This window comes from Corynebacterium sp. LaCa_70 (assembly GCF_058182015.1).
Window position 1 is genome coordinate 134,309 of record NZ_CP190914.1, and the last position, 12,584, is coordinate 146,892.

A 12,584-nucleotide genomic window follows, 5' to 3' on the forward strand; every position below is an offset into this window, starting at 1 on the left:
ATTACTCCCAGGAGCTAGGCGCCTCGACGTGGTCGCGGCGCTTCTCACCTTCGGCATACAGCGGCATGTCTTGACCGGCACGGTAGAACGGCGCATTATTCGCAGGCAGAGGGTTCTTGCCCTTGATCAAATCGGCTGCCTTCTCGGCGACCATCATCGTCGGCGCATAAATATTGCCGTTGGTGATTGATGGGAAGACCGAAGCGTCGACGACGTACAAGCCTTCGGTGCCCCACACCTGCATGGTGTCGGGATCCACGACGGCCATCGGATCGTCCTCGGCACCCATTTTTGCAGTACAGGATGGGTGCAAAGCGGTTTCGCCGTCGTTGCGTACCCACTCCAGGATCTCCTCGTCGGTCTGCACGTCCGGGCCTGGGGAGAATTCGCGGGTGCCGTGTTCTGCCATCGCGTCGGTGGCCATCAGCTCACGTGCCTTGTGCACGGCCTCGACCCATTCGCGGCGGTCTTGCTCGGTGCGCAGGTAATTAAACAGCATCTTTGGCTTGACGTGTGGGTCTGCCGATTGGATGCGCACCCAGCCCTTGGTATCGGAGAACATAGGGCCGACGTGCCATTGGAAACCGTGCTTGACCTTGGCTGGGGTGCCGTCGTAACGCACGGCCATCGGCAGGAAGTGGAACATCAAGTTCGGGTATTCTTCGTCGTCATTGGAACGCACGAAGCCACCGGCCTCAAAGTGGGAGGTTGCCACTGGTCCCTTGTGGGTCAGCAACCACTGCAGGCCCATGAACGGCCAACGCCATTTGCGCAGGTACGGCTGCGAGGAGTGCGGCGTATCCACCTCATACTGGATGTAAACCTCGAGGTGATCCTGCAGGTTTTCACCCACGCCGGGCAGTTCCTTGACGACGTCAATGCCGTGTTCTTCCAGCAACTCGCGTGGGCCCACGCCGGAAAGCTGCAGCAGCTGTGGCGTGTTGATAGCGCCGGAAGCCAGGATGACCTTGTCCGCGTAGATGCGGCGGGTAGCACCCTGCCATTCGTATTCCACGCCCTTGGCGGTGGTGCCGTCGAAAATTACGCGACGGGTGAAAGCCTGGGTGCGTACTTCCAGGTTCTCCCGCTGCAAGATCGGGTGCAGGTAGGCGCGTGCTGACGAGTGGCGGCGGCCTTTTTTAATATTGCGGTCGAAAGGCGCGAAGCCTTCCTGCCGGTAGCCGTTGACGTCGTTGGTCAGCTCGTAGCCGGATTCCTGCACGGATTTGAACAGTGCCTGGAACAGTGGGCTGGTGGCCGGGCCGCGGGACAAGTACAGCGGGCCGTTGTGGCCACGGCGCGGATCGTTGGCGTCGGCGCCCTTCGCGGTTTCCATTTTGTTGAAGTACGGCAGGCAGTGCGCGTAGTCCCAGTGCTCCAGGCCTGGGTTTTCTGCCCACTTTTCATAATCGAGCGGGTTGCCGCGCTGGAAGATCATGCCGTTGATGGAACCGGAACCGCCCAGCACCTTACCGCGTGCGTGTGGCACGCGGCGGCCGTTCATTTCTGGTTCTGGCTCGGTTTCATACACCCAGTCGTAGTCCTTGTCGCCGATGGGGAAGGAAAACCCGGATGGCATGTGGATGAAAAGGTCCCAGATGCTGTCGGGGCGGCCAGCCTCCAACACGACGACGCGGGTGTCTGGGTCTTCGGTCAAACGGTTGGCAACAACCGATCCTGCAGATCCGCCGCCGACGACAACGACGTCGCTGACTTCATCGGTTACTGGCGCCGAGCTTGTCGACGCCTTCTTTGCCGAGGTCGCGGCATTCATGGTGTTAAACAGTCGCGAAAAAATGCTCACGCTGCGTCCTTTCTACTGCTTGTGCCCACGGCGGTAGCCGCGTGCGGAACGACCAACCAGCCTAGCTGCGAAAAATAGCCCTAGCCAATAACTGTGTGATGGTATACAGTCAAAAAGCTTGAAAAACTGAGAATTGGTTCAAAATGGAATCAAAAAATCCGTACAACAGCAGAATGTAAGGAGATGGTGGTGGCTGATTCAGCTGAACCGCAATCGACAGACAGTACAGATAATAAGGCGAGTACTAATAAGGCCTCGCGGTTTATTCCTCGGGCACTGGTGGGAACCTTCCGTACCGAAACCGGCTATGATCACGGCGATGCCGTGCCGGTAGCGAAGCCGAACTGGGTCGTGTTTGGTTTTTCCAGTGCGATCATTTTGGCCATCGCACTGTATACGTTCCTGGCGACGGAATCCGCGGAAGACAACCTGAACGCGATCACGAGCTGGATCGCCAGCAACTTCGGCTGGTTTTATATTTTGACCGCCGCCGCAGTGGTGATCTTCGTGCTGGTAGTGGCCTTTTCCCGCACCGGTAATATCCGCTTGGGGCCGGATCACTCGCGCCCGAAGTACAGCCTGTACACCTGGGCTTCGATGCTGTTTGCCGCGGGAATCGGCGTCGACTTGATGTTCTTCGGTGTTGCCGAACCACTCACACAATACTTTGAGCCGCCAACAACGGACCCAGAAACCTACGCCGCGGCGAAAGAAGCTGTGGCCTGGGCGATGTTCCACTATGGCATCGTCGGTTGGGCCATGTATGCACTGATGGGCATGGCCTTCGGCTACTTCGCCTACCGCCTGAATATGCCGTTGGCGATTCGCTCGGCGTTGTATCCGATTATCGGCAAGCGCATTCACGGTGCGGCTGGGCACACCGTGGAAATCGCGGCGATGCTGGGTACCGTCTTCGGTATTGCTGCTTCGCTGGGTATCGGCGTCGTCCAGCTCAGCTACGGCCTGCACATCATCTTCGATGTGGAACTGTCCATGGGCTTGCAGGCGACCTTGGTGGCCGTCGGCGTGATCGTGGCGACGATTTCCGCGATCTCGGGCGTCGACAAGGGTATTCGTCGGCTTTCCGAGCTCAACGTGGCCGTCGCCATCTTCTTGGGTCTGTACGTGCTGATCGCCGGTAAGACCGCCTGGTTGCTCAACGCTCTGATCGATAACGTCGGCACGATGCTGGCCAGCTTCCCATCGTGGGTCATGGACACCTACGCCTACGCGGATGATCAGGAAGCCGTCGGTGCGTGGATGGAAGCGTGGACGCTGTTCTTCTGGGCGTGGTGGATTGCCTGGGCAACCTTCGTCGGCCTGTTCTTGGCGCGTATTTCCCGCGGCCGCACCCTGCGTCAGTTCGTTATCGGTACCTTGATGTTCCCATTCCTCTTCATCGTGCTGTGGATGTCGTTTTTCGGTAACTCGGCACTGGATTTGGTCATGGGCGGCAATAATGAAGAATTCGCCGAAACCGCAATGGCGCAGCCAGAGTCCGGTTTCTATGAACTGCTGGGCACCTACCCAGGCGCGTCGGCCCTGATTTTGCTGGCCACCCTGTGTGGTTTGCTGTTGTACATCACCTCGGCGGACTCCGGTGCGCTGGTGATGGCGAACTTCACTTCGCACATCGTGGATCACCGCCAGGATGGTGCGCCGTGGTTGCGCGTGTTCTGGTCGCTGACCGTCGGTGTGCTTACCCTGGGCATGCTGGGCATTGGTGGTGTTGCTGCAGTGCAGGCTGCCACGGTGATCATGGGCTTGCCGTTCGCCTTCGTGATGTGGATGGTCATGTTCTCGCTGTGGAAGTCGCTGCGGCAAGAAAACATCCAGCGTGATTCCCGCGCGGTGGCACTGCACTCGGCGATTGCCGGTCGCGTCGGCGGGGCGCGGTGGAAATCCCGCATTGGCCGTGCCAACCGTTGGCCAAGTGGCAAGGAAATCACCGAATACTTCGAGAACACCGCCACCCCGGCGCTGGAGAAACTTTGCACCGAGCTGCGTAGCGAAGGCCTGGATGCCCGCTTGCTCACCAGCCTGGTAGAAGAATGCCAGCTGCCGCAGCTGGACCTGGAAATTCAGCTGGGTGACGAGCGTGAGTTCCGTTATCAGCTGTACCCAATCCAGACCGAGAGTCCGGATTTTGTGGACGGCAGCAGCGATTATTATCGCCTGGAGGTCTTCGACAACAACGGTTCCATGGGCTTTGATGTTTATGGCTACGACGAGGATCAGCTGATTAATAACGTGCTGGACCTCTACGATCGCCACTTGGAGTACCTGCACATGCAGGCGCCACTGCGCGGTTCTTCGGATCTGTCGGATAACTCGAATCCGGTTCGCAGCTGGAAGGAAGACTTCTCCGAATAAAACCGGTGCTATTGACAGTACAGCTATAGCGAAGCCCCCAGGTCACCGTGTAGGCAACAGTCTGCTGTGATTCCGGGGGTTTCTTGTTGTTCGGATGAAGCTATTGTGTGGCTTTTATTGTCCAAAAAGAAGTAACAGCAGCAGCTGTCAGGAAAGTTGGAACCAAAAGCCACAGTCCGCCGGTGGAGTCAACAAAAATCATCAACAGTATAGGGATGATTAATGCTGCCCATGCGGCAATGATGCACGATTGTGCTAGTTTTGAATAGCTCATGAGGGTTCCTTAGCAAAAAGCAACAGCAAAAAGCAGCAGCTCCGTGAGGGGATGCGTGGCATGAGGTTATGCTCAGAAGTAAGGCTAACAGAATATAAAATGTTGCTCGAATATTGAAGAGTGGACCGTCTGCCCTGAAGGTGTCGTTGCATCATGGGGGTTATTGTTTTTATTAAATAACTTGCGACCCATATCCAGCTTATTACAAGACTTCTCCGAATGAAGTATTGTAATGCGCATGAGTACAAGAAAGATTGCGCTATCTTTAGCTGCTGCCGCGACCATGGCAGCAAGCGTCATTGCCACCCCGTCCGCTCACGCCGTGCAGGGTGGAACCCCGGTCTCGGATGATGATGCGCTGGCCAAAAACGTCGTCATCGTCTCCGGATGTACCGGAACTGCCATCAGTCCGCACTGGGTGCTGGCAGCACGGCATTGCTTCGGCGATGGCACCACCGCAAAGCTGGTACGTACCGGGATTGAAAAGACCGGCACGAAAGGCTCTGAAGAGGTCTACCACGCACCGAGTGGCGATATTTCCTTGGTGCGCATGTCCACGCATTCTTCGTTCAACTTTGACAGCTACCCGGAGCTGGCTACTGAAGAACCGAAGCCAGGCCAGGTAGGAACCTTCTACGGCTGGGATAACACCTCGCACAAGCGGCTGCCGCACTCCCAGGCTGAGGTGCAGGGTATGTACCAGGACGGTAGCTACGACAACGGCAAGATGTATACCGTGCACCACAAAGACGGTGCGTACTCGCAGCCAGGTGATTCCGGCGGGCCGTTCTTCATCAATGGCAAGCTCTCAGGTGTGGCTTCCGCAATTTCCGGTGACGGCGTGCCACTGAATTTGGCCGATATCTCTGCGCAGCTGGACTGGATCAAACAGACCATGGCGAAAAATGGTGACGAGCCAAACCTGGGCAACGGCGCGGTTAATGGCGTGGAAAAGCTTATGCAAAATAAAAATTTGCCGAAGCCGGATGCTGGAAAAGGCAACCCTGAAGAAAACGGCGCTGAAAAAGAGGGCGCTGAGCACAACGACGCTGAGCATAATAAAGAAAAGGAGCAGGCGCCAAAACCAGCTCAACCAAAACCTGGCAAGCAGCAGCCAGCGAAACCTGCGCGGCCAAACCAGGGCAGCCCCTTGCTGTCGTCATCTAGCCTGTAATTTCCTGCCTGGGAATTTCCTGTCTGGAAACCCCGAATGAGCTGCGGAATTATCGCCTGATGCGGCAATGATGCACGATTGTGCACAGGAGTCATTCGGAGGTTACTAGGTTTGTTAAATTACTCTCATTTGGTTTTTAATTAGAAATAAGTGTTCTCCAAATAAAGTAGAGTAGTGCGCATGAGTATAAAGAAGATTGCGCTATCCTTAGCTGCTGCCACAACAATGGCAGCAAGCATCATTGCCGCCCCTGCTGCTCACGCCGTGCAGGGCGGAACCCCAGTGTCTGATGACGATGCGCTGGCGAAAAACGTCGTCATCGTCGGTGGATGTACCGGAACTGCCATCAGCCCGCACTGGATCCTGGCAGCAAAACACTGCTTCGGCAATCACACCACGGCGCACCTGTTGCACACCGGGGTTGAAAAGACCGGAGTGGATGGCACTGAAGAGGCCTACCACGCACCAACCGGCGATATTGCCTTGGTGCGTATGTCCACACACTCCGCATTCAAGTTCGACAGCTACCCAGAGCTGGCTACTGAAGCGCCCAAGCCAGGCCAGGTAGGAACCTTCTACGGCTGGGATAGCACCGCGCACAAGCGGCTGCCGCACTCCCAGGCAGAAGTGAAAAACCTATATCAAAACGGCAGCTACAACAACGGCAAAATGTACACCGTGCACCACAAAGACGGAGCGTATGCACAGCCTGGTGATTCCGGCGGACCATTGTTCATCGACGGTAAGCTATCCGGCGTAGCTTCGGCGATTTCTGGTAACGGAACACCGATGAACTTGGCCGATATTTCAGGTGAGATCAACTGGATCAAGCAGACTATGGCGCGCAATGGCGATGAACCAAATCTGGGCAATGGCGCGGTCAACGGGATGGATAAACTGTTGCGGTTGAAAGGTTTCTTGCCACGAGCTCGAGCTGTCGCGGCGAAATAAAACTCGCGTCGGCAAGCTCAGCCCACAGCGTGAGCAAACTTGCACAGCGCGTGGCCACCTTTCGCAGTAAAATTGGGATATTCGAGAAACAATTCGACCCCAAGCGAAAGGTGTCATTTTGACCAACGCGAACAACCGCAGCACGCTGTTTGACCCCACCACCACGGACTTGCTTGCCGACGTCTACCGCGCCGGAAACGACGCACCGGCCAGCTTGTTCATCGGTGGGCAGTGGCGCCAGGCACAAGAAGGCGGCACTCGCACCATCAGCTGCCCCGCTGACGGCACCACGGTGGGTACGGTCTCGGAAGCCACGGATGACGACACCATCGCGGCCATCAAGGTCGCCCGCGAAACTTTTGATTCCGGCGTGTGGTCGTCGGTGCCAGCCCGGGAACGCGGCCGCCTGGTCATCGGCATTGCGGATAAGATCCGCGAAAATAAAGAACTCTTCGCTGCCGCAGAATCCGCCGATACCGGCAAGCGCTTCGAAGACTCCCTGGTGGATATGGACGATATCGCCGCGGCCTTCGATCATTTCGGCACTCTGATCGGACACCAGGCTGGTCGCGTGGTGGACCCAGGCATGGACAATGTGCGCTCGCGCATTGACCACGAACCAGTCGGCGTCGTCGGCATGGTCACCCCGTGGAACTACCCGCTGTTGCAGGTCGCGTATAAGGTGGCACCGGCCATCGCTGCTGGCAACACCTTCGTGCTGAAGCAAGCAGAGCTGACCCCGCACACCGCCATGCTGCTGATGGCCGTGACCAAGGAACTCGGCCTGCCAGACGGCGTGGCCAACCTGATTACCGGTGCGGGTGCGGCTTGCGGTAATCCGCTGTCTACCCACCCGGATGTAGACATGGTCTCGTTCACCGGCGGCCTGCAGACAGGCAAGCTCATCGCCCGCAACGCGGCAGAAACCGTCAAGCGCGTGGCCCTGGAACTGGGCGGAAAAAACCCGAACATCATCTTTGCCGACGCCGACTTCGACGTTGCCGTCGACAACGCGTTGAACGGTGCGTTCTTCCACTCCGGACAGGTCTGCTCAGCGGGTTCGCGCATCTTGGTGGAGGAATCACTGCACGATAAATTCGTGGAAGAATTTGCCAAGCGCGCCAACAACATCAAACTGGGCGGCCCCACCGACGACAAGGCAGAGACCGGCCCGCTGATTTCCGCCGAGCACCGCGAAAAAGTCGCGGGTTACGTGGATGAAGCCCGCGAGCACGGAGCGAAGATCCTCTCCGGCGGACGCGCTGCCACCAGCGAGGACACCAACGGCCAGCACGGCACTGGGCAGTCGGATTTGGGCGCAGGCTTTTATTACTTGCCGACGGTCATCGACGGCGTCGACCGCAATGCCGACATGGATTTCGTCTATGACGAAGCCTTCGGTCCGGTCGTGACCATCGAGACTTTCCGCGATGAAGACGAGGCCCTGGAGATCGCCAACGATACGATCTACGGCCTGACTGGCGCAGTCTTTACCACCGATGCCGGCAAAGCCGAGCGCATCGTGCGCGGGCTGCGTCACTGCACCATCTGGATCAACGACTACCACCCATACCTGCCACAGGCAGAGTGGGGCGGCTACAAGCAATCCGGTAATGGCCGTGAGCTAGGCGAGGTCGGCTTGGCCGAATACCAGGAGCACAAGCACGTGTACCACAACCTGACGCCTACCGTGCACGGACAGTTTGGCCAGCAGTAGGTAACTGGCTGACCGCCGTATACAACTCGTTCTGGGGCTTGGCTGCCTTGAAGGCGGCCACCCAGACGTAGATAAATGACGCATACAACACGATTCCGGTGACGATCTTGCTGCCGATCAGCAGCACGAGGTCGTCGCCAAGAATATTCCAGCCGAAATGGCAGGCGAATGCCACAGCGAACCAGCCCAGCGCGTGGGCCAGCCGCCAGGCCAAGCCCCGGCCGACGGCGAACAATGCCCAGCCGATTCCCCAGCCGGCAAGCCCGGTAAACGCGATATGTAATAACGGGCCGAGGAACACCCGGGCGCCCCAAATCTGCAGCACACCCATGACATCCGACGACGGGTGGATCGGCGCCATCACGATGCCGTACAGCAGATTTTCAAAAGATTCAAAGCCCAGGCCGACGAGCATGCCGATGACAAAACCATGCCACGGCCGGTTGAGCTGCTTAAACGCCAATAAAATGAAAACCACGCCGGTGGCTTTCGCGATCTCCTCTGGGTAGGCCCCACCCCAGGACGCGGCCGTCGTGGTCGCACCGGTATACGCGGCAAGGTCAATAATCGACGGTGCGCTCACCGATACCAATGCATAACTGGTGCCCGCACCCCACAGCACCGCCAGAACCGCGGGCGCCCAACCTTGATACGGCCACAGGCGGGTGCGACGAACCACCGCGATGAGCACGGCCAAATACAGCGCGGTAAACACGGCGCTGATCGCAGCCGGGGTGGGCAAAGCGAGGGCATTCGGCAGCACAGGAAGCGCCATGAATGGCAGCCCCACCAGGATGAATAAGAACAGTGAATAGCGGAATAATTTGCTCATGGTTATACGTGCCGCCTGACTGTTTGTGCGGATGCATTTGTGTGTCCGGGCGCGTTACGGACGGACGCGTTGTGGACGGAAGCATTATGAACGGATTGCGGCAGCGGGTTTTCTGCCCCATCGCTGCCAGTGCCGGAATAGCCTTGCAGCAGCTCATGGACAATTTCTGGCAGTTCGTTCCCGGAAATTTCGCGCCAGGAGCTGGTAATAATGTCTAAGTTTTCGCTGATGAGCCCACGGAAAACGATGACCTGGGAAGCACCCATTGCGCTCGTCGACATGGCAATACCTCGGCCATTCGGTTCGATGAGCAGGCGCTGATCACCCTCACGCAAAATATCGCCTTCGGGGAGGTCAGTGCGCGTGATAAACCGGAACATGCGGCGCAGCGCCAGGTCCGGGTCGCCTGCGTGTGGGGTGGTTATCGCCTCAATATGGAGCCCCGGGCAATTCCACCCCTGGCCGGTCAGCGCCAATGCGTCGACGGGGCATTCCCGGTCCGCCAGGTGCAATTCCGACCCCGCCAGTGGGTCGGACACCACCAGTGGGGCAGTAGCTTGGCGTGTCGACGGGGTCGCTTTGCTGAGCACCACGGGCGCGAGCATAGCGATGGCGACCACAACGACAAGCACCACCCACAGCAGCGTCGTGCGTTGCGGTTGGCTGCGGTATAAGCGAAGTTGGGTTGGGCTTAGATCGGGTGGGGAAACGGGAGCGGGCATGCTAGCCAGCCTAGTAAACTAAGCAAACATGAATGACCTATATACCTATGTCAACGGCCCGTGGTTGGAAAACCATGTGATCCCGGATGATCGCGCAGTGGATGGCACCTTTCACAAGCTGCGTGATCAATCCGAAGATGACGTCCGAGAGATCGTCAATGAGGACACCGGCCGCGCCGGCAACTTGTTTGCTTCCTTCATGGACACTGAGGGCGTTAATGCCGCCGGGCTGGAACCGCTTGCCGACGACTTCGCCAAGCTTTCCGTCGGCGATATTGGAGAATTCGTCGAAAACTTGGGCGCGCTGGAACGCGTTGGTGTGGGCAGCCCGCTGACATTCTGGGTAGAAAAAGACTCTGGCAGTGAAGATGCGGTGGCCTACCTGGTGCAATCCGGGCTTGGTCTGCCGGATGAGGCCTACTATCGCAGTGAAACCCATGCGGATACGTTGGCTGCCTACCGCGAGCACGTCGCAAAGATGCTGGGGTTTGTCGATTCCGCGAAGCTGTTCGGGCTGGATGCCGATGTGGCAGCAGAGCGCATCGTCGCCCTGGAAACCGAGATCGCTTCCGGCCACTGGGATGTCGTGGCCAGCCGTGATGCTCTGAAAACCTATAACCCGACGGATTTCGACGAGCTGCCAGAGTTGATCCAGCGATTGTTGCGCGGCGGCAAACTGCCGGAGCATCGCCTGGTGAACATGATGCCGAGCTACGTCGAGCACCTGCTGGGGTTGCTGACCGACGACCGCTTGGCCGACTGGCAGCTGTGGGCCACCTGGCACATTCTGCTTTCCCGCGCTGGCATTTTGACCGAAGAGATCAGCGAGGCGAATTTCAATTTCTACGGCCGCCAGCTGACCGGTTCCACCGAGCAGCGTGACCGCTGGAAGCGCGGCGTCGGCATCGTGGAATCTTTGGTGGGCCAGGAGATCGGCAAACTCTACGTCGACAAGCACTTCCCGGCCTCGTCCAAGGAAGACATGCTGGAGCTTGTGGACTACCTGATCCGCGCCTACCGCCAGCGCATCTCTGATCTGGAGTGGATGACGCACGCCACCCGCGAGCGGGCGCTGGAAAAATTGGAGCAGTTCAAAGCGAAAATCGGCTACCCGGATACCTGGCGTGACTACTCCGGGTTGGAGTTTTCCCCGGCAGGCGCCGATCTGGTGGCGAATGTGCGCGCCGGGGCCGCGTTTAGCCACGACTATGAGCTGGATAAAGTGGGTAAGCCTGCGCGTCGCGACGAATGGGTGGCCAACCCGCAGACGGTCAATGCGTTTTATAACCCGGTGGTCAACGACATCACCTTCCCGGCCGCAATTTTGCGCGCACCGTTTTATAACCCAGAAGCCGATGCCGCGGAAAACTTCGGCGCAATCGGCTCCGTCATCGGCCACGAGATTGGCCACGGTTTTGATGATCAGGGTTCGAATTACGACGGCCAGGGCAACCTGAACCAGTGGTGGTCGGATGAAGACCGCGAAGCCTTCGATGAGCTGACCGAAAAACTCGTGCAGCAGTTTGATGGTTTGGTGCCGTCGGTGCTGCGGGATGCAGAAACCGGTACAGGCGATGCAGAGAGCGCAGACGGCTCTGACAGCGCTGAGAGTGCCGAGAAGCCGGGCGTGAACGGCGAATTCACCCTGGGGGAAAACATTGGCGACCTGGGCGGTTTGGGCATCGCTGTGGTGGCATACCAGCTCTACCTGCAGGATCGAGGCATGAGCTACGACGACACCGCGGTGGAAGCCTTTGATGTGGAGGACGCACAGCCGGAGCTTTATGAGCGGAAATTCAACGGCCTGCAGCGCCTGTTTTTGGCCTGGGGCCGGGTGTGGCGCACTGCGATTCGCCCAGAAATGGCGAAGCAGTACTTGGCCATTGACCCGCACTCGCCGGCGGAATTCCGCTGCAACCAGATCGCAGCAAACATCGACGAATTCTACGAGGCCTTCGAAGAAGTCGGCCCGGATTCGCCGATGTATTTGCCGCCGGAGCAGCGCGTAAGCATCTGGTAGTTACTTCGCGCGCAGCTGCCTGCGTTATTTCACCGTGAGGCTGGCGAGGACATATTCTTCGCCATTGTCGCGGTGCACGCCCAGCAAGCCATAGGTGTCTTTTTCATCTTGCTCGCTGGGCGATAATTCTGTGCGGAAGTGCAGCTCGAAGTGTTTTACCTCGCCGTCGACGTTGACGGTGCCTTCCGCGTAATCAGGAGTGCCCTTGTCCAGGTTCACCGCACTGATGTGCGTATCGGGGGATTTTCCGGTGCCGCGGATGGCGAAAATCGGGGTGATGCCATTGGAAAATGCGGCACCCCGTTGCCCGGTCATCATGGCGCGCACCCACTGTTCCACGGCGACGGAATCACACAGCCCGTAGGCCACGGAACGCTGCCCCAGTACGGAGTGTTGCATGGACACGATCGGGTTATCCGCTGCGTGCGGGTCCAGGTTGTCGGCCGCGCGGTAGCTCAGGGGCAGCTGGCGTAGCTGCTCGGAATCGTCGGTGCCGACATAGACTTCGATGCCGACTTCCCCGGCTGGGTCCACCAGGCGGTAAAAGCCGTGCAAATCGGTGATGTTGCCGTATTGTGCGGCGATTTCTTCTTTGCCTGGCTGCAATTTCGCATCAAAAATTTCTGCGACTGCGGTCATCAGAGACTCCTTTCACATGGATCGCTGTTGGGCCCCATAGTACCGAGGGGCCGGTACCGAGGGGCCGGTACCAAGACG

At 58.3% G+C, this 12,584-nt stretch carries 10 protein-coding genes; 5 read left to right on the forward strand and 5 right to left on the reverse strand.

Translation table 11 applies throughout. The features are described from left to right. Position 1 precedes the first annotated feature (1 nt). Positions 2–1,774 carry a choline dehydrogenase gene (gene betA / locus ACP8MI_RS00605; protein ID WP_284589441.1) on the reverse strand — a complete coding sequence of 591 codons (1,773 nt, stop codon included), beginning with the start codon at positions 1,772–1,774 and terminating at the stop codon, positions 2–4. Positions 1,775–1,987: 213 nt separating this feature from the next. Between betA and betT the strand changes: the two genes are divergently transcribed. Then, positions 1,988–4,177: a choline BCCT transporter BetT gene (gene betT / locus ACP8MI_RS00610; protein WP_144737492.1), complete on the forward strand. Its 2,190-nt coding sequence runs from the start codon at positions 1,988–1,990 to the stop codon at positions 4,175–4,177. A gap of 100 nt (positions 4,178–4,277) precedes the next feature. Here betT and ACP8MI_RS00615 read toward each other — a convergent pair whose 3' ends face one another. Then, a complete protein-coding gene (locus ACP8MI_RS00615) occupies positions 4,278–4,451 on the reverse strand; it encodes a hypothetical protein (protein ID WP_023018560.1) in 174 nt (57 codons plus the stop codon). Positions 4,452–4,689: 238 nt separating this feature from the next. Here ACP8MI_RS00615 and ACP8MI_RS00620 point away from each other — a divergent pair, with 238 nt between their 5' ends. From ACP8MI_RS00620 to ACP8MI_RS00630, 3 genes are all read left to right on the forward strand, one after another. Then, positions 4,690–5,625 carry a trypsin-like serine protease gene (locus tag ACP8MI_RS00620; protein ID WP_236658147.1) on the forward strand — a complete coding sequence of 312 codons (936 nt, stop codon included), beginning with the start codon at positions 4,690–4,692 and terminating at the stop codon, positions 5,623–5,625. Positions 5,626–5,805: 180 nt separating this feature from the next. After that, positions 5,806–6,576 (forward strand): trypsin-like serine protease, encoded by a 771-nt coding sequence (locus ACP8MI_RS00625; protein WP_284589379.1) that lies wholly within the window; start codon positions 5,806–5,808, stop codon positions 6,574–6,576. 118 nt (positions 6,577–6,694) lie between these two features. Continuing rightward, positions 6,695–8,293 (forward strand): aldehyde dehydrogenase family protein, encoded by a 1,599-nt coding sequence (locus ACP8MI_RS00630; protein ID WP_018120243.1) that lies wholly within the window; start codon positions 6,695–6,697, stop codon positions 8,291–8,293. Here the strand turns inward: ACP8MI_RS00630 and ACP8MI_RS00635 are convergent. Both ACP8MI_RS00635 and ACP8MI_RS00640 read right to left on the reverse strand, forming a co-directional pair. Beyond that, the gene (locus ACP8MI_RS00635) at positions 8,262–9,125 is read right to left on the reverse strand and encodes a PrsW family intramembrane metalloprotease (protein ID WP_284589380.1); all 864 of its coding nucleotides are present in this window, start codon (positions 9,123–9,125) and stop codon (positions 8,262–8,264) included. The two genes, ACP8MI_RS00630 and ACP8MI_RS00635, sit on opposite strands and share 32 nt — an antisense overlap. A gap of 2 nt (positions 9,126–9,127) precedes the next feature. Beyond that, positions 9,128–9,847, reverse strand: coding sequence for a hypothetical protein (locus ACP8MI_RS00640; protein WP_284589381.1), 720 nt, complete (start codon positions 9,845–9,847; stop codon positions 9,128–9,130). Positions 9,848–9,875: 28 nt separating this feature from the next. Here ACP8MI_RS00640 and ACP8MI_RS00645 point away from each other — a divergent pair, with 28 nt between their 5' ends. Then, the gene (locus ACP8MI_RS00645) at positions 9,876–11,867 is read left to right on the forward strand and encodes a M13 family metallopeptidase (RefSeq protein WP_284589382.1); all 1,992 of its coding nucleotides are present in this window, start codon (positions 9,876–9,878) and stop codon (positions 11,865–11,867) included. Positions 11,868–11,891: 24 nt separating this feature from the next. Here ACP8MI_RS00645 and ACP8MI_RS00650 read toward each other — a convergent pair whose 3' ends face one another. Further along, positions 11,892–12,506, reverse strand: a complete 615-nt coding sequence (locus ACP8MI_RS00650; protein ID WP_147579039.1) for a CG0192 family protein — start codon at positions 12,504–12,506, stop codon at positions 11,892–11,894. Between the last annotated feature and the right edge of the window lie 78 nt (positions 12,507–12,584).

Coding starts and splice junctions, on each gene's coding strand:
- betA (WP_284589441.1), bottom strand. CDS start 1,774: ATGAATGCCGCGACCTCGGCAAAGAAGGCGTCGACAAGCTCGGCGCCA.
- ACP8MI_RS00640 (WP_284589381.1), bottom strand. CDS start 9,847: ATGCCCGCTCCCGTTTCCCCACCCGATCTAAGCCCAACCCAACTTCGC.
- ACP8MI_RS00625 (WP_284589379.1), top strand. CDS start 5,806: ATGAGTATAAAGAAGATTGCGCTATCCTTAGCTGCTGCCACAACAATG.
- ACP8MI_RS00620 (WP_236658147.1), top strand. CDS start 4,690: ATGAGTACAAGAAAGATTGCGCTATCTTTAGCTGCTGCCGCGACCATG.
- ACP8MI_RS00635 (WP_284589380.1), bottom strand. CDS start 9,125: ATGAGCAAATTATTCCGCTATTCACTGTTCTTATTCATCCTGGTGGGG.
- ACP8MI_RS00650 (WP_147579039.1), bottom strand. CDS start 12,506: ATGACCGCAGTCGCAGAAATTTTTGATGCGAAATTGCAGCCAGGCAAA.
- ACP8MI_RS00615 (WP_023018560.1), bottom strand. CDS start 4,451: ATGAGCTATTCAAAACTAGCACAATCGTGCATCATTGCCGCATGGGCA.
- ACP8MI_RS00645 (WP_284589382.1), top strand. CDS start 9,876: ATGAATGACCTATATACCTATGTCAACGGCCCGTGGTTGGAAAACCAT.
- betT (WP_144737492.1), top strand. CDS start 1,988: ATGGTGGTGGCTGATTCAGCTGAACCGCAATCGACAGACAGTACAGAT.